Below are 16,356 nucleotides of genomic sequence, written 5' to 3' on the forward strand. Positions count from 1 at the left end.
CTTCTGTTTATAAAAGCCAATAAGTAACTAAGTCCGTGCTCAGAACCTTCTAATAAAGTTTTTCATTATTCAGTAAATAATTCTCTTTTTTGGACATACTTTGTTAATAGAAGAATGTTCTAGGGGTGATGGAGAGATGATGAAATTTTTTAAGCTAGCTGATATTTGCTGGGAAGGCCTTACTTTACAGCATGTTTCAAGAAATGAGATTGTGTTTCCTTATTTATTATTTATATTAATGACACTTCTTTTTGAATTGTTTCTAGTCGTTTTGTTGGTTGTTACCAGTGTTTTAATCTATATATACGATTATCCCTTTAATACTGATTTCTTTATATGTGCTGGAATTTTAATCTTAATGTCTTTCTTATCTATTGCTATATTTTTAACCTTGGTGAGACGAAAACGCGTTGCTGAAAAAAGTGAATATTTGTCTTTTTGAAATGAATGCTTTAAAATTCACCAATTCTATGGCTATCTAATAGTTATAACCTGATAAATAGAGATCAGGTTATTTTTATTGGCAATTTTACAAGTATTTACAATAATTATATAATAGATTTACAAAATTGATTGGAGTGATTCTACAATGCGGCAATTTATCAAAAGAAAAGAGGAATTTAATTTGAGAAACGAAATGAGGATATTCATTCATGAAAATAATAAATATAGGGATCGTAGCGCATGTAGACGCTGGAAAGACGAGTTTGACTGAACGTATCTTATTTGAGACTGCTGTGATTGATAAGATCGGAAAAGTCGATCACGGAAATACTCAAACAGACTCAATGGAATTAGAAAGAAGAAGAGGGATTACGATTAAGGCATCAGTCGTTTCTTTTTTTCTAAAAGATGTAAAGATTAATTTAATTGATACTCCTGGACATGCGGATTTTATTGCGGAAGTGGAGCGATCCCTCTCAGTTTTAGATGGTGCGATTCTTGTCATTTCTGCTGTGGAAGGGATCCAAGCCCAGACTAAAATATTAATGAGCATTCTTAAAAAGTTAAGGATACCGACCCTCATTTTTATCAATAAAATTGATCGCATGGGGGCAAAGTCAACGAGATTAATTGAGAATATAAAAGAAAAACTGATAGAAAATATTATTCCGTTATATACCGTAGAAAAATTGGGAACGAAGGAAGCCAAGATTGTTCAAAAACAATTTAATGCAGAATCAGATCCTTATTTTTTTGAAGAGAGTCTATTGGCATTGAATGACGATTTTTTATTAGAAGCTTACGTAAACGAGAGAAAAATCACAGAAGAACAAATAAAAGCCATCATGATCAATCGAATAAAGGAAGGTAAGCTCTGTCCTGTTTATTTTGGCTCAGCTATGACTGGTATTGGTGTAAGGGAATTGCTTAATGGGGTTGAAACGATGCTTCCCGTTAGTCATGGTTTAGAAAAAGAGTCATTATCAGGGACAGTGTTCAAGATTGAGAGAGAAGCATCAGGTGAAAAGATTGCGTATATTAGAGTTTTTTCTGGGACCATTCATGTTAGAGAATATGTAAAGATCAATCGAAAAAATATAGAAAAGACAATAAATACACACACTGAAAAAATTAAAAAGATTCACCAATTCTATAACGGAAGCAGTGTGATATCGCCAAAAGTAATAGCCGGGGACTTTTGTAAAGTTTGGGGCTTGAAGGATATTAAAATTGGCGATCTTGTAGGTGAATGGTCCGATAAAATCATGAATATTCCTTTTGCGGCCCCGCAGCTAGAAACACAGATTAAACCAGTACAAAAGGAAAAAACGCATGATCTTTATCAAGCATTGATGGAAATGTCTGAGGAGGATCCTCTTATACATGTATTAAAGGATGACTTTCATCATGACCTCTTCATCCGTATATTTGGAGAAGTTCAAAAAGAGGTTATTCACTCGGTTTTAAAAGAGAAATATCATGTAGAAGTTACCTTTTCTGAAACAAGAGTCATCTGTATTGAAAAACCAAAAGGGATCGGTCAGGCATTAGAAAGAATGGGGGAGGCAGATAACCCCTTCTATGGGACAGTGGGTTTTCGAGTAGAACCTGGTGAATTTGGTAGCGGTAAGACCTATAAACTAGGAGTGGAACTCGGTTCTTTGCCTTTGGCGTTTCATAAAGCCATTGAAGAGACGGTTTTTGATGTATTAAAGCAAGGATTGTTTGGATGGGAAGTAGAAGATATTGTCGTAACTCTTACACATACTGGATATGCAAGTCCCGTCACAACAGCGAGTGATTTTAGAAAGTTAGTTCCATTAGTATTAATGGAGGCACTTGTGAAAGCGGGCACGGATGTATATGAGCCAATGAACAAATTTGAATTAAGTGTTCCTGCTAACTCTATTAGCCAAGCAATGTTTAAACTTTCAGCGATTCAGGCAGAATTTACAGAACCATTCTTTCGTAGGGATTCCTATATTCTGAAAGGGACGCTTCCTATGGCTGTAACTGAGAAATTCAAGAGAAATCTTTACTCATTTACAGAAGGTGAAGGTATATTTATTGCCAAACCATATGGATATAAAAAAATGGTGAGTGATTTTCCAGTAAGAAAACGAGTAGACTTTAATCCTCTAAATAGGAAAGATTATTTACTACATGTAATGAAGGCATATTAGGCCAAAATCCACTGTTCTTAGAACAGTGGATTTTTTTAATGAAGAATATATATATCATTAAATAGTACCTTGCATTTTTAAGTAATATAACATATGATAATTAAGTACTTAATAATGTAAGGTAGTTTGTGGAGGTCTTAATTTTGAATAAAGAAATGCTGAAAGGAACGATTGATCTTCTCATTCTTTCCATTCTTAAAGAAAAAGAGAATTATGGCTATGAAATTTCCAAAGAGATAAAAGAACGTACAGAAGGTATGTTTGAAATTCAGGAAGCGACACTTTATCTATCCTTGAAGCGATTAGAGAAGCAAGGAGCAATTACATCTTATTGGGGAAATGAAAGCCATGGTGGGAGACGCAAATATTATGCCATTACAGAAGACGGTTTTGTTTTATTACAAAGGTTTATTCATGATTGGAATCAAATGACGAAAATGGTTGACCGTTTTATTTAAGGAGGAATGGTGTATGAGTAAGATAATGAGAAAAGTATTTTGCTTACGTGATATAAAATATAGCTGGCTTCTCTTACTATCGATAGCTTTCTGCTTCTTAGTCTTCTATATTGATCGGTCTGATATGAAGGATCCAGGATGGTTGACAATTGGCTATCTTTTAGCTTTTGCACTGGCAGTAGTATGGGGAGTGATTAATTATATAGGGCATATTCGTATGAATGTTATGTATCAAAAGCAAAACAATATTCAGGCTTATGTTGAAAACCTAGCAATGGGTAAGGAGGATAAATTAGAACTACAACATTATTTGGAAGACTATGCAGCCGACTTAATTATGCAAGGTAAGCCAAAAAATGAAGCTGCAAAGGAAGCGATTAACCAATTCAAGGTTCAGGAAATTTTATCCTTATCAAAAGATACCATGCTTTTTAACCTACATGCTCATTATTATTTAATAGGCTGGGCGATCCTAGCAGCCATTGTAGATATTATCATATGGTTGCTATATGGGGGGTTCTATCCTTCGTCACAGTTATTATTGATCATCGGTCTCATACTTATTGCTTATGGGATGGGATTTATTGCTTTATTCTGTGGTTATAAACTAATGGATTCATTCATTTATCGTAAAATTAATGAACAATTAACATGATAAAAAAGGGGTGTGAGCAAATGGAAGCTTGGATAACAAATATAATGGATGAGTTCGGGTATGTCGGGATTTTTCTTTTAATCGCATTAGAAAATATCTTCCCACCGATCCCATCAGAGGTCATTCTTACATTTGGAGGTTTTATGACTACCTCCTCTGATTTAAGTGTAATGGGGGTAATTATTGTATCGACCTTGGGATCAGTTTTTGGTGCTATTGCTCTTTATGGAATTGGGCGTCTGCTCGATGTGGAAAGATTAGAAAGAATTATTGAAAAATGGGGACATATACTGCGCTTAACAAAAAAAGATCTTCATAAGGGAAATGATTGGTTTAATAAATATGGGATATGGACGGTTTTTTTCTGTCGCTTAATTCCTTTAATTAGAAGCCTAATTTCGATACCAGCAGGAATGTCACATATGAATATTGGTTTATTCCTACTATTTACTACTATAGGGACATTAATATGGAATACCATTTTAGTGAATGTAGGTGCTGCAGTTGGGGCTTCATGGGAAACAATAGTTGGATATATGGATGTCTACTCAAATATCGTCTACGCGATATTAGCCGTGCTGATTATTTTATTTGTCATTTTATTTATCAAAAAGAGATTAGCCAAACAATAGAGATCTTTTATCCATATATAAAAATAAGACACAGAGAACCATTTTCTCAGTGTCTTATTTTGTATGATTAACCATCATGCTTAACTTTTATAAATTGATCTTTTCCAGCACTCATACCAGAAACTAAAATAAGAAAGGAGGCAATAATTAGCATCCATAAAGGTAGAGACCAGCTATGTGTAAGATCATGTAATATACCAAATAATGTAGGACCAATGGCTGCAAGCAGATAGCCAAATGATTGGGCCATCCCTGAAAGCTCAGCTGCTTCATGTGTACTTCGGGTCCGTAAACTGAAAAACATCATAGCTAAGCTGAATGCTGCTCCCCCAGCAATACCTATAATAATGATCCATAATGGTATAAGTGCTACACTTCCATAAAGAACCCCAAACATTCCTACGATAAAGAAAAGAGCAGTAAGAACAACTAAAGCAAGCTGATTTTTCATTCTACCGGCAATAATTGGCACGATAAAAGTAAAGGGAATGATAGCAAACTGCATTAACGATAACATCCATCCGGCTGAATTGGAGCTGACCCCTTGTTCTTTAAGGATTTCAGGAAGCCAAGCAACAATTGTATAAAATATCAGTGACTGTAATCCCATAAAGAGAGTTATCTGCCAAGCCAAACCTGATTTCCATAAATTCACTGAAGATTGTTGATTCGTTTTTGTTTCAGCCTTTATTTTATGAGTACGAATTTGTGGGATCCAAAATAGGATAGCGATAAATGCGATAAATCCCCAGTAGCCTAATGCACCATGCCAACCGATTTTTGATGAAACAGGTACACTTAATCCTGATGCAATCGCAGCACATAAATTCATGGCAACAGCGTAAACACCTGTCATCAATCCTATTTTTTTCGGGAATCTCTGTTTAATGATACTTGGTAGTAATACATTACCAAACGCAATTCCTAATCCGAGTAGGACGGTCCCTCCAAATAAAGTCCAGACGCTTTGTAAGGTTCTTAACGTGATGCCAACTGCTATTAAAATTAATGAAGTAAAGAGAACAGTCTCCATTCCAAATTTGCGTGAAAGTTTTGGTGCAAAAGGTGAAAGGAGGGCGAAGGCAAGAAGTGGAACAGTTGTTAGTGTCCCTGCCAATGTATTTGATATTCCTAAACTGTCCCGAATTGGGGCAACTAATGGTCCGACTGATGTCAATGGTGCTCTAAGGTTTGCAGCAATAAAAATAATTCCAATGATAAATAATATCGCTTTTGATTTTACACTTACTGTTGATGTATGTTCTTGGTGAACTGATACTTGTTGTGAACTCATGATGCACCTCCCGTTTATGTTAAAGTTTCTTTAAATTGAGCAATATATTCATTAACAGCTGCCATTGCTTGATCTGTATTTTGATCGATAATGGCATGGACAAGTCTTTTATGTGGATCAATATGAAAATCAACATCATTCGTCATTTCAGCAAGGTTTTCAATAGAAGCTTGAATAGAGGTAGTCATATGGTCATACAAGTCTATTAATATGCTGTTATGAGTAGCATCTACAATTGCTTTATGGAGAAGCATATCTGATAATACATACTCCTTCCGATCCTTTTGTTTAGCAGCCGTTTGACATTTTTTTAGCAGGATTCTTAATTGCTCGATATCTTCGTTATTCCTTCTAATGGAAGCTAAATGTGCGGCTTCCCTCTCAAGTGCTTGTCGAACCTCCAAAGTTTCCAGAAGACTCGCCTTTTGAATTCGTTTTTCTAGTGCAGCTCCAAGCACACTGGATGTTAGTACATATGTACCACTACCTTGTTTTGTTTGAAGAAGCCCTGCGTGGACTAGAGCTCGTATCGCTTCACGTAATGTATTCCGGCTTACATCAAATTGTCCCATTAATTCTAATTCTGGAGGAATGCGGTACCCAATTGGCCATGTACCAGATTCAATTAAGGCCTCCATTTGTGCTACTACTTGTTCAACAAGAGATAAGCGACTGGTTTTTGAAATTTCCATAGTACACCTCTAAAATTTGTAGGATGATTGGTTCATAGGCTAATTTATCATAGCGTGAATAAAATGTAAATGATTTTTATTTCTTAGCTAAGAAGAGAGATGGCTAATTTTAATTTGGTTTAATACAATTATTGAATTATTGATAGCTCCTTATTCTTTTAAGATGTGGCACAAATATATTTAGCCAGATGCCTCCTTGGGAAATAACATCATATAAGAAATGTAAATTTCCATTTGAAATTTAGGAATTTAAATAAGACAATGTAAGCAAAAGGAAAAGGCTATTTTCATAAAGTTTGATGTAAAAGATTCAGCGATTCTCATAAAGTTTGTAGCTCTTTTCTCAGCGAAATAAAAGGTGTAGCGGTCCTTCAGCTGATAGTTTATTTTTAAAAACTTTACTTAAATAGCAACAATGTTTTAGAAAAGGGCCAAGGGAATAGAAGGTTAATTACTCTTTAATAGCCAAAAAGACGAGGGATGAACATTGAACAAAGTATTAATCATAGAAGATGATGAGCAGATAAGCACTTTATTACAAGAATATTTGCAGAAATACGGTTATTCTGTGGAAATAGTGAATGATTTCGAAAATATACTACAGGCTTTTTTACAGGTCCAACCAGATCTTGTGTTATTAGATGTCAATCTTCCGCGTTATGACGGTTTTTACTGGTGCAGGCAAATCAGAACAAAATCAACCTGTCCTATTTTATTTATTTCAGCAAGAGCCGATAAAATGGATCAAGTCCTTGCTCTACAAAACGGTGCGGATGATTATATAACGAAGCCTTTTTATCCAGAAGTAGTGTTAGCAAAAGTAGAGAGCAATATACGAAGAGCATATGGTAGCTATGCGTTAGATAAAAAGATTAGAAAGCTTCACGTTTCGGGACTGACCCTTTTTCCAGAAACATTAGAACTTCAATATGGGAAGAGCAAAACGGAAATTAGTCTGAAGGAAGCTAATCTGTTGGAATTACTAATGGAGCATCCGAAACAGGTGGTTGGAAGAGTTCATATGTTAGATGTTTTATGGGATGATCATCAATTTGTAGGTGAAAACACATTGAATGTTTATATCACTCGGGTACGTAAACGATTAAAGGATTTGGGATTAGGTGATGTGATAGAAACAGTAAGAGGAGCAGGCTATCGATTGAATCTTTCAGAGGAGGATCAATCATGAAGCTCTTTTTGAAGGATCATCTTTTCTTAATTGTATTCAATATAATTCAGCTTTTATTGATCATTAGTATTTACTGGTTAAATGGAAATCATGATCTATCGATTGCACTTTATTCTCTCTTCTTTGGAGGATGTTTATTAATTGCTTATTTACTTTTTCGTTTTTTTACCCATTTTTCCTTCTATAAAAAGCTTTCCAAGCAAGAACCTATGCATACTCTAGAGGAGACGGTTCATGGGAAGGAAATTTTTGCAGTGCCAGTAGCATTACAGGAAGTTTTACAGAATCAATACCAACAATATAAGCAAGACATACATCGATATGAATACCAGCAGAGAAATCATCGAACCTTTACGAATCAATGGGTCCATCAAATGAAAACGCCCATTTCAGTTATTCATTTATTGCTGAAAGGTAAGATTGAGCCTATTTTTGATGATATTCATGATCAAGTAGATCGGATTGAAAAAGGATTGGAAATGATTTTATATATGTCTCGTTTGGATTCGTTTGAACCGGATTTTCATATTGAATCGGTAGATTTGAAGAAACTTGTTAGTGAAGTGGTTCATGAAAACAAACGCTTACTCATTCGTAACGAGGTGTACCCTGTTATTGAAATATCAGAGATAATGGAAGTATTAACAGATGCCAAATGGTTAAGGTTTATTCTCAATCAATTATTAACGAATGCCGTTCGCTACTCGGCGGGTTATGGAAATTCAGTCGTTATTGCCGCAGTCAAAAAGGGTACAGAACAAATAATTGAGGTAAGGGATCAGGGGGTAGGGATCCCTAAGCAGGACATTGAGCGTGTGTTTGAACCTTATTATACTGGTGAAAATGGTCGCAAATATAAGGAGTCAACTGGTATGGGGCTTTATTTAACTGCTGAAATTTGTAAACAGTTAGGCCATGATATTTCGTTGAAATCGGTTGTTAACAAGGGAACGACTGTGAGTTTAAGTTTTAGAAATTTACAATAGATAACCTTACAGGGATGTAAGGTTATTGTAATTTTAATCGGTCGTTCATCTGTCTTTGTTTTAGTAAACTAAGTATCAATCGGACAACGAAAGGATGGAAAACGAGTGGAGATTGTAAAAATTAACCGATTATCAAAAATCTATAATGGAAAAGTAAACTATCGTGCATTAACTGATATTGATTTAACAATAAAGCAAGGTGAATTTGTTGGGATTATGGGTCCGTCTGGAAGTGGGAAAACCACTTTATTAAATTTAATTTCAACGATAGATCAGCCAACGTCTGGGGAAATTTTTATTAACGGGAAAAACCCCAATGGATTGAAAAAAAATGACTTAGCAAAGTTTCGTCGTCAGGAATTCGGTCTAGTTTTTCAGGATTTCAACTTACTTGATACATTAACAATTGGTGAAAATATTATACTTCCTTTAACATTAGATCGAAGAAGCAATAAAGAAATGGATGAAAAGCTGGCAACCATAGCAGAAAAGCTGGGAATAACCCATATTTTAAATAAGCGAACCTATGAAGTATCTGGAGGGCAAAAACAACGTGCAGCGTTTGCAAGGGCAACAATTCATTCACCATCATTATTATTAGCAGATGAGCCGACAGGGAATTTAGATTCTAAATCCTCTCGCTCTGTCATGGAAATGATGGAAACTATTAATCAAACCGATCATACAACAATGCTATTAGTTACCCATGATCCACTTGCAGCAAGTTATTGTCATCGCATCGTTTTTATTAAGGATGGACAATTATACAATGAAATTTACCGTGGAGAAAATAGACAGGCATTTTTTCAGGAAATCATAGATACACTCTCTTTTTTAGGAGGCAATGCACATGAGCTTTCGTCAATTAGCGTGGAATAATGTGAAACGTAATTCACGGGCATATGCAGCCTATTTTTTGAGTAGTACTTTTTCTGTCATGATTTTTCTTTCTTATGCAGTATTTATGTTTCACCCTGAGCTAAAAAAAACAGAAATGGGACAAACAGCACAGGTTGGAATGAAAACGGGGGAATATGTCATCTTTTTCTTTTCCCTTTTATTTGTTTTATATTCCATTAGTGCCTTTTTAAAAGCGAGAAAAAAGGAGTTTGGTATTTTAACTATACTTGGTGCAGAACGTAGACAAGTAAATGGAATCGTATTTTTTGAGAATATGATCATTGGTTTTGCGGCGATTGTGATGGGAACCGTTATTGGCTTGATTTGTTCGAAGCTGTTTTTGTTATTTGCTTCAACGATGACAGGTATTGATAATCTGCCTTTTTATCTACCAGTGAAGGCAATTATATTAACATTTGCTTGTTTCTTTGGTTTGTTTTTGGGCATATCGATTATGACGATTCTCTTTTTACGACAACAACAGGCCCTTGAATTGCTTCTAGGAAATAGTAAGCCAAAAAAGGAACCAAAACTATCAATCCTCTTAGCCTTTGTTTGTATCATTAGCTTTGTAGGTTCGTTTTATTTGATGTTCCATGATTTAGGGAAAACCTATTTATATGTTTTAGGATTAGGTAGTATTGGCACGTATTTATTTTTTACACAGTTAAGTGTTTTTTCGATTAGATTGCTAAAAAAAAGACGTTCTTTTTTTAGAAAAGGAATTAATATGCTATGGATATCAGAGATGGCGTATAAGATGAAGGACAATGCACGAATGTTCTTTATTATTACAGTTGTTACCGCTATGGCCTGTGGGTTTGTAAGTCTGATCGTCAGTATGGGTAACGAAACGAGAGATTTATATAGAAAAAATCCATATGCGATCACCTATACTCCTTTTAATGAACAAGATCAAGAAAATTGGAAGAAGGATATCGAAGAGATTGAACAACAGTTGGAATCTGTTGGAGTAAAGTATGAAAAGCATGTTCAGCATTCACTACAATATACATTTAAAGAAACTTCATTTACAGTAATGAAAGCATCAGACTATAATCGTTACGCAGCGGATTATGGGTTATCAACGATATCTGTAAAGAATCATGAAGCCATCACCATTTTTAATTCTAAAAATATTGCTCAGTTACACAATGATAGTAAGAAGGCCGTTGAGCATCAACAATCACTATCCAAGCTGACAGCAAAATCAACAAGCTTTAAAATAGCAGGGATTGAGGAGATTAATCTCTTGGATCGATTTGGATTTAGCTCGCTTTGTGTACTATCTGATGAAGACTTTAATGGTCTAGCTGCCTCTTTAACCAAGGAGGAGCAGGGGATGGATCTATCAGTTTTAATTAATTATTATATTCCTAGCTGGGAGAATAATCAGCTTCCGACTGAAAAATCAGAGGAAATAATGATAACGAAGAAAATACCTGAAACGGTTGTCCATGGAGAAACGGGATATGCGATGCTACGTGGCTTACACTATTTAGAAGCAGAGCAAATGTATCGTTTAATCCAATTTATTTTTCTCTTTATTGCCATTTTGTTTTCGTTATCAACTGTGAGTTTTCTATATTTTAAACTATATACCGACCTTCAACAGGATCAAAAGATTTACCATTCTCTATCTAAAATAGGGCTTAGTCAAAAGGAAATGAATCGAGCAGCTACCATCCAGATGTTCGTTCTCTTTTTCCTACCGTTAATTGTAGCAGCTATAGGAACTCTCGTTACCGTTGCCATCATTCAAGGACAAGTTGGTCTTACAGTTACATTCAGCCCTTCTTTAATAGCGGTAGGTGCATTTGGTGCAGCTCAGGTGCTTTATTTTATCTTTGTTCGCATTTTATATCTTCGCCAATTAAATAGAGTAATGGTGTGAAGGATGATGGGTGTTGAAATAAGAAAATGGATCATTGTTGGACTGACTATAATTTTTATTGTTTCGGTAATTGGATATATTTTAGAGTAGAGATTAAATGAAAAAACTTCGTTGATAAAACACTCCCCCTAAGAACAAGTCAGTAGTAGACTTGCACTTGGGGGTTTTTGTGTTTTTAAAGAAAACTTGTATATCTAACTTTAAATGTAGTCTTTACGAATAAGAGGGGAACCTATAGAGACCATTAAGTTTTTGAAGGTTTCTTTGAATAAAGTTTTTCCACAAATAAATGAGGAAATGAATGATTATTCTAAGCTTATTCATAAAATGATTCCCTCCATTTGTAAGTTAGATTGGTGAAAACACCATTACTATTATTTGTATTGACATTAAAAATATGTAACATATAGAAGTTTGTTTTCAATTACAGATGAGTTGTAAATTTATATCCACTAATTCGTATAAAAAAATGTCGTACTACGTCGAATAATGTTGAATAAGTAATTAATATAGTATAAATTAAATTTTATGGATAGAAGTGTTCGTATATAACAAGAAGATGATATCCAAACAATTTAATAAAATATAAGGAGAAGCCTACAATGCATTTTTTGCGAAATTTGAGGATATCACGAAAATTATCTCTGCTTATCGTGATTGAAATTCTAGCGTTACTAGTTGTGGGATTTGGAGGTTTGCATTTTATAAAAGATATCGCAAATCGCTCTGATTCTATGTATCAAAATCGATTCATACCTAATCAATGGATTGGGCAAATTCAAAGAAATGATCGAACCATTGATGCAGATATATTAGAGGTAATGATTACAACTGAGGAATCACGAAATATTGAAATGAAAAATGATATCGCTTCACTACAGAAGGATATAGATGAAGTCATCGATAAACTTAGTCAGTCTAATCTATCTTCGAAGGAATTTGAAATTTTCGACTTATACAAACAAGAGGCGAAGGACTTGCAGGTTGTTCGAGATGAGGTCCTTGATTTAGCATTACAAAACAAGAACGGAGAAGCTTATGATCTCTATAAATCAAAGGTTCTGCCACAAGGTGAAAAAGTAAGTAATACTCTAAATGATTTAATGCAATTAAACCAGGCGGTAGCCGAGCAAATCAAAACTGATATTAAAGATTCCTATAAATCTGAGTCATTGATCACAATCGGGATTATTTTGGCAGCATTGATTATTTCCACTGCTTTAGGAATATTAATTACAAAAGTAATTGTAAATCCAACAAAGGATATTGTTGATTTGCTTTCCAAAGCTGAAAAAGGAGATTTTACCGTAAAGGGAACATATCAATCAAAGGATGAGATTGGTCAATTGACCACTTCATTTAATCATATGATTGTCGGCCTTAACGGGATGGTCAAACAAGTAAGTGATACATCTCAACAATTGGCCGCAGCATCAGAAGAGCTAACAGCGAGTGCGGATCAAACGACAGCTGCAACGGAACATGTTGCATCAGCTATCCAAGAAATAGCAAGCGGAGCTGAGGATTCGACTGAAAAACTTGAAAATAACTCAAAATCCTTGCAAGAGGTTCTTAAAGGTGTGTTACGCATTGCAGAAAGCACAACAAATGTTTCAGAGCTTGCAAGGGAAACTTCTAAGGAAGCAGAAGAGGGAGGACATTCAATCGAAACGAATATGGCACAAATGAAATTTATTCATGAATCTGTATCGAAATCTCATGAAGTAATTCAGTCATTAGCTGAGCGTTCCCATGAAATTGGTGGAATTCTCGATGTCATTAGTGGGATTTCTGATCAAACTAATTTGCTTGCGTTAAATGCCGCTATTGAAGCTGCACGGGCAGGAGAACATGGCAAAGGATTTGCGGTAGTAGCGGATGAAGTAAGAAACCTAGCAGAGCAATCGCAATCGTCCACAAAAATGATAGCACAGCTTATTCAAGGGATACAGATGGATATGAAACATTCGATAGACATGATGAATGAAGTTATGGAAAATGCCGAACAAGGGGTTAAAGGGTCAGTAGAGACCTCAAGAAGATTCATGCAAATCATTGAACGGACACAGAATATCACTCCACAAATAGAAGATATTACAGCAACTGTTCAACAAATTTCTGCTAATGTAGAAGTGGTATCATCAACAGCAAAAGAAATTTCTGTTTATGCACAGGAGAATGCAGCAAGTTCAGAAGAAGTGGCAGCATCAACAGAGGAGCAATTGGCTTCCATGGAGGAAATTAATTCTTCTGCAAGATCTCTTTCTAATAATGCGGAGGAATTAAGAGACCTAGTGAATAAGTTTAATATATAAGTACATAATGAGCGAGTAGATCAAAGTTTCTACTCGCTCATTTTTATAGTAATAAATCGGTTTTTTCTATATTTTTAATGGAGAAAAAGGCGATAAGCACACCGATAATGGCAAGCGTAATTGGAATAATGACAATATCATTCAATGACTTCCCACCTGAGTTTGAGCTGAATAAACTAACAAGAATAATTGAGGAAATGATCGTTGCTGGTACTGAGTATTTGCGCATCCCAAAAAATAAGGGGATGAGGCTCATTCCTGTAGCGGATAGTGCGTTCATTAGTACTGTCAATGAATGTTTCTTAATTAAAGCAAGCGTAAACGTATCTTCTAATGTAGGGTGGATACTATTGATCAAATAAAATAAAATCGCAAGAACAGTATTGGCAAATATAATTGAGACAAAAGTAAAAATTGCAATGATCAGCAGCTTAGCAATTAATATTTTCTTTCGATTAACGGGATACATGAATAAAATGGAAATCGTCTTACTTTTAAATTCATCAATCACTAGTTTTGAAATTAGCGATGCAGCATAAATAATAAATACAGACCTAACAGCAGTATCAATAAGTATCAGTGCATCGTTGACATTTTCAAAGGAAAGTTCATCATCTACTTTTACAAAAAATAATAAAGCTACGATAAGGAAAATAATCGAAGTCGCAATGAGTGCCCCTTTAATTAATCCACTAAGTTTATATTTTTTCAGTTCAAGTTTAATAATATTAAGCATGAATTCCACCACCATTAATCAATTTTAAGAAATACTCTTCTAATGAATGGCTTTTCTTATTAATGGATTCAACTGATATATCGTTTAACACTAGTGATTTAGATATTTCTTTTTGAGTAACATTAGAATCATAGATTCGTATTAGACCATGATTTAAAACCTTGAAATTTTTTATCCCTACCTTTTCCTCTAAAATAAAGGAGGCCAGATTGCTGTTATCCACGACAACTTCGATATATTCAGTATGTCTCCCGTTAATGCTATCTAGTGAGATTTCCTCAAGTAATTTACCATGATTAATGACTCCGATGGTATCCACCATTTGTTCCATCTCGCCTAAAATATGACTGGAAACAAAGATGGTCATACCATATTCCTTAGAAAGCATTTTAAATAAATCTCTTAACTCCTTGATACCAATAGGATCAAGACCATTAATTGGTTCATCTAAAATGAGTAGTTCCGGTTTTGTTGAGATGGCTCGGGCAATACCAAGCCTTTGTTTCATTCCAAGGGAAAACTCCTTTACTGGCTTATGATTAATATTCTTCAAGCCTACTAGTTCTAGTGCATCTACTATTGCCTTCTTATTATGATAGCCCATGTATTCACAATGGAGCTCCAGATTCTCAACAGCGGTTAATTTTTCATAAAAAATGGGGTACTCAATAATTGTTCCTAGTCGTTTTAAAATCTCATAGGATGTATCTGTTAATTTTTCGCCAAACATTTCAATTTCACCACTAGTCGGTTTAATTAAGTTGGTGATCATTTTCATAATCGTTGTTTTTCCTGCACCATTGGGGCCAATAAATCCATAAATTTCTCCTTGCTTTACATGTAAATTCACATCAGAAATGATTTCCTTTCCATGAAATACTTTTGATAAATGATTCGTTTTTAAAAGATAGGACATGATCCATATTCCTTTCTAGTTTTGATACTGTAAGTATAGGAAATGAAAATCTCTTTTTTCTTACTCATTTCTTACATAAATCTTAAGTTTGTAATTACAAAAGAGGGTCCTTATTTTCCCCATGTTAGTAGGAGATCTTTCTTAACATAACGGTAAACACAGTTTTTTCATATGGCCTACTTTTGAGATGGATTTCTCCTCCTAATGCTTCTACAAGTCTTTTTGTAATGGTTAAGCCTAGACCGCTTCCTTGATAAATTCTGTTTCGTGAATCTTCCAATGTATACATTCGCTCAAATACTCTGTCAATATGAATTTCATCAATTCCTTTTCCTTTATCTATAATATCTATAGAAATAAATGCTCCATGTTCTTTAACAGATACCCCAACCATTTTTCCATCTACTCCATACGTAATAGCGTTTGAAAGGAGATTACTTAAAATGCGATCCAGTACTTCCTCATTACCAAGTGCATAAAGATCCTTTTCGGGTATATTTATATCAACTGCAAAATGGTTCATTGTTAAGTGTTCAAAATAAGAAAGGATATTTTTACGGCAAATCTCACTCACATTGATTTTGGTTAGCTGAATATCTTTATCACCAGATTCAAGTTTTGCTAGATCAAAAAATTTATGAATTAGTTCTAAAACTTCATTTGCTTTCATTTGAAGTTTATTTAATAATTGTTCTTTTTCTTTATCGTTTAGGGAAGTATCAATTTTTAATATTTCGATATAGCCAAGTATAACGGTGAGTGGTGTCTTCAAATCATGGGAAATGTTGGATAGCATTTTACGCATGGAATCTTCTGTTCTATCATAAGTTGCCTTTATTTTATGATTTGAATCTAAAAGATGATTAATTGCAATTAAGATTGACTTAAGTTCCTGATCATCTGTAACAATAAGTAGTCTTTCACTTGTTTCCGTCGTCAGAATGGATTGAAGTTTTTTATGCAAATAGGCTAAGGATCGACTGCGTACCTTTTTATTGTAAAATTGGAGTAGGATGATTCCGATTAAAAGAATGATAATTAAAGATAAAATCGTAACCATAA

General features: G+C 34.6%; 15 protein-coding genes. 10 read left to right on the top strand and 5 right to left on the bottom strand.

Annotation, left to right across the window (positions count from 1 at the left end; all coding sequences use genetic code 11):
- The first annotated feature begins 136 nt into the window (after positions 1-136).
- The 5 genes from I5818_RS01510 (at position 137) to I5818_RS01530 (ending at position 4,372) form a co-directional block, all read left to right on the top strand.
- Positions 137-442 carry a hypothetical protein gene (locus tag I5818_RS01510; RefSeq protein ID WP_058004227.1) on the top strand — a complete coding sequence of 102 codons (306 nt, stop codon included), beginning with the start codon at positions 137-139 and terminating at the stop codon, positions 440-442.
- 211 nt (positions 443-653) lie between these two features.
- A complete protein-coding gene (gene tet / locus I5818_RS01515; RefSeq protein ID WP_078110412.1) occupies positions 654-2,627 on the top strand; it encodes a tetracycline resistance ribosomal protection protein in 1,974 nt (657 codons plus the stop codon).
- 143 nt (positions 2,628-2,770) lie between these two features.
- Positions 2,771-3,085, top strand: a complete 315-nt coding sequence (locus I5818_RS01520; protein WP_058004225.1) for a PadR family transcriptional regulator — start codon at positions 2,771-2,773, stop codon at positions 3,083-3,085.
- Between the two features lie 13 nt (positions 3,086-3,098).
- Positions 3,099-3,740 (top strand): hypothetical protein, encoded by a 642-nt coding sequence (locus I5818_RS01525; RefSeq protein WP_058004224.1) that lies wholly within the window; start codon positions 3,099-3,101, stop codon positions 3,738-3,740.
- 20 nt (positions 3,741-3,760) lie between these two features.
- Positions 3,761-4,372 carry a DedA family protein gene (locus I5818_RS01530; RefSeq protein WP_078110413.1) on the top strand — a complete coding sequence of 204 codons (612 nt, stop codon included), beginning with the start codon at positions 3,761-3,763 and terminating at the stop codon, positions 4,370-4,372.
- A 67-nt stretch (positions 4,373-4,439) separates the two neighbouring features.
- On the opposite strand, the gene I5818_RS01535 is transcribed toward I5818_RS01530, so the two are convergent.
- Positions 4,440-5,666, bottom strand: coding sequence for a CynX/NimT family MFS transporter (locus I5818_RS01535; protein ID WP_078110414.1), 1,227 nt, complete (start codon positions 5,664-5,666; stop codon positions 4,440-4,442).
- Positions 5,667-5,680: 14 nt separating this feature from the next.
- Positions 5,681-6,358 (bottom strand): FadR/GntR family transcriptional regulator, encoded by a 678-nt coding sequence (locus I5818_RS01540; RefSeq protein ID WP_078110415.1) that lies wholly within the window; start codon positions 6,356-6,358, stop codon positions 5,681-5,683.
- 487 nt (positions 6,359-6,845) lie between these two features.
- Between I5818_RS01540 and I5818_RS01545 the strand changes: the two genes are divergently transcribed.
- The 5 genes from I5818_RS01545 (at position 6,846) to I5818_RS01565 (ending at position 13,642) form a co-directional block, all read left to right on the top strand.
- Positions 6,846-7,547, top strand: coding sequence for a response regulator transcription factor (locus I5818_RS01545; protein ID WP_058004220.1), 702 nt, complete (start codon positions 6,846-6,848; stop codon positions 7,545-7,547).
- Positions 7,544-8,533 (top strand): sensor histidine kinase, encoded by a 990-nt coding sequence (locus I5818_RS01550; RefSeq protein WP_058004219.1) that lies wholly within the window; start codon positions 7,544-7,546, stop codon positions 8,531-8,533. Before I5818_RS01545 ends, I5818_RS01550 begins: the two co-directional genes overlap by 4 nt.
- A 105-nt stretch (positions 8,534-8,638) precedes the next feature.
- The gene (locus I5818_RS01555) at positions 8,639-9,412 is read left to right on the top strand and encodes an ABC transporter ATP-binding protein (RefSeq protein ID WP_058004218.1); all 774 of its coding nucleotides are present in this window, start codon (positions 8,639-8,641) and stop codon (positions 9,410-9,412) included.
- Positions 9,384-11,327, top strand: coding sequence for an FtsX-like permease family protein (locus I5818_RS01560; RefSeq protein WP_209391842.1), 1,944 nt, complete (start codon positions 9,384-9,386; stop codon positions 11,325-11,327). The genes I5818_RS01555 and I5818_RS01560 overlap by 29 nt, the downstream gene beginning before the upstream one ends.
- Before the next feature lie 602 nt (positions 11,328-11,929).
- Complete coding sequence (locus I5818_RS01565; protein WP_078110762.1) at positions 11,930-13,642, top strand: methyl-accepting chemotaxis protein; 1,713 nt, start codon at positions 11,930-11,932, stop codon at positions 13,640-13,642.
- A 43-nt stretch (positions 13,643-13,685) separates the two neighbouring features.
- On the opposite strand, the gene I5818_RS01570 is transcribed toward I5818_RS01565, so the two are convergent.
- From I5818_RS01570 to I5818_RS01580, 3 genes are all read right to left on the bottom strand, one after another.
- Positions 13,686-14,378: an ABC transporter permease gene (locus tag I5818_RS01570; protein WP_058004215.1), complete on the bottom strand. Its 693-nt coding sequence runs from the start codon at positions 14,376-14,378 to the stop codon at positions 13,686-13,688.
- Entirely contained in the window at positions 14,371-15,294 is a 924-nt protein-coding gene (locus tag I5818_RS01575) for an ABC transporter ATP-binding protein (protein WP_078110763.1), read from the bottom strand. Before I5818_RS01575 ends, I5818_RS01570 begins: the two co-directional genes overlap by 8 nt.
- A gap of 124 nt (positions 15,295-15,418) precedes the next feature.
- A complete protein-coding gene (locus I5818_RS01580) occupies positions 15,419-16,354 on the bottom strand; it encodes a sensor histidine kinase (protein WP_078110764.1) in 936 nt (311 codons plus the stop codon).
- Between the last annotated feature and the right edge of the window lie 2 nt (positions 16,355-16,356).

The sequence above is a fragment of the Heyndrickxia oleronia genome, from assembly GCF_017809215.1.
GTDB classification, from domain to species: domain Bacteria; phylum Bacillota; class Bacilli; order Bacillales; family Bacillaceae_C; genus Heyndrickxia; species Heyndrickxia oleronia.

Coding starts and splice junctions, on each gene's coding strand:
- tet (WP_078110412.1), top strand. CDS start 654: ATGAAAATAATAAATATAGGGATCGTAGCGCATGTAGACGCTGGAAAG.
- I5818_RS01575 (WP_078110763.1), bottom strand. CDS start 15,294: ATGTCCTATCTTTTAAAAACGAATCATTTATCAAAAGTATTTCATGGA.
- I5818_RS01535 (WP_078110414.1), bottom strand. CDS start 5,666: ATGAGTTCACAACAAGTATCAGTTCACCAAGAACATACATCAACAGTA.
- I5818_RS01540 (WP_078110415.1), bottom strand. CDS start 6,358: ATGGAAATTTCAAAAACCAGTCGCTTATCTCTTGTTGAACAAGTAGTA.
- I5818_RS01560 (WP_209391842.1), top strand. CDS start 9,384: ATGAGCTTTCGTCAATTAGCGTGGAATAATGTGAAACGTAATTCACGG.
- I5818_RS01565 (WP_078110762.1), top strand. CDS start 11,930: ATGCATTTTTTGCGAAATTTGAGGATATCACGAAAATTATCTCTGCTT.
- I5818_RS01525 (WP_058004224.1), top strand. CDS start 3,099: ATGAGTAAGATAATGAGAAAAGTATTTTGCTTACGTGATATAAAATAT.
- I5818_RS01510 (WP_058004227.1), top strand. CDS start 137: ATGATGAAATTTTTTAAGCTAGCTGATATTTGCTGGGAAGGCCTTACT.
- I5818_RS01580 (WP_078110764.1), bottom strand. CDS start 16,354: ATGGTTACGATTTTATCTTTAATTATCATTCTTTTAATCGGAATCATC.
- I5818_RS01570 (WP_058004215.1), bottom strand. CDS start 14,378: ATGCTTAATATTATTAAACTTGAACTGAAAAAATATAAACTTAGTGGA.
- I5818_RS01550 (WP_058004219.1), top strand. CDS start 7,544: ATGAAGCTCTTTTTGAAGGATCATCTTTTCTTAATTGTATTCAATATA.
- I5818_RS01530 (WP_078110413.1), top strand. CDS start 3,761: ATGGAAGCTTGGATAACAAATATAATGGATGAGTTCGGGTATGTCGGG.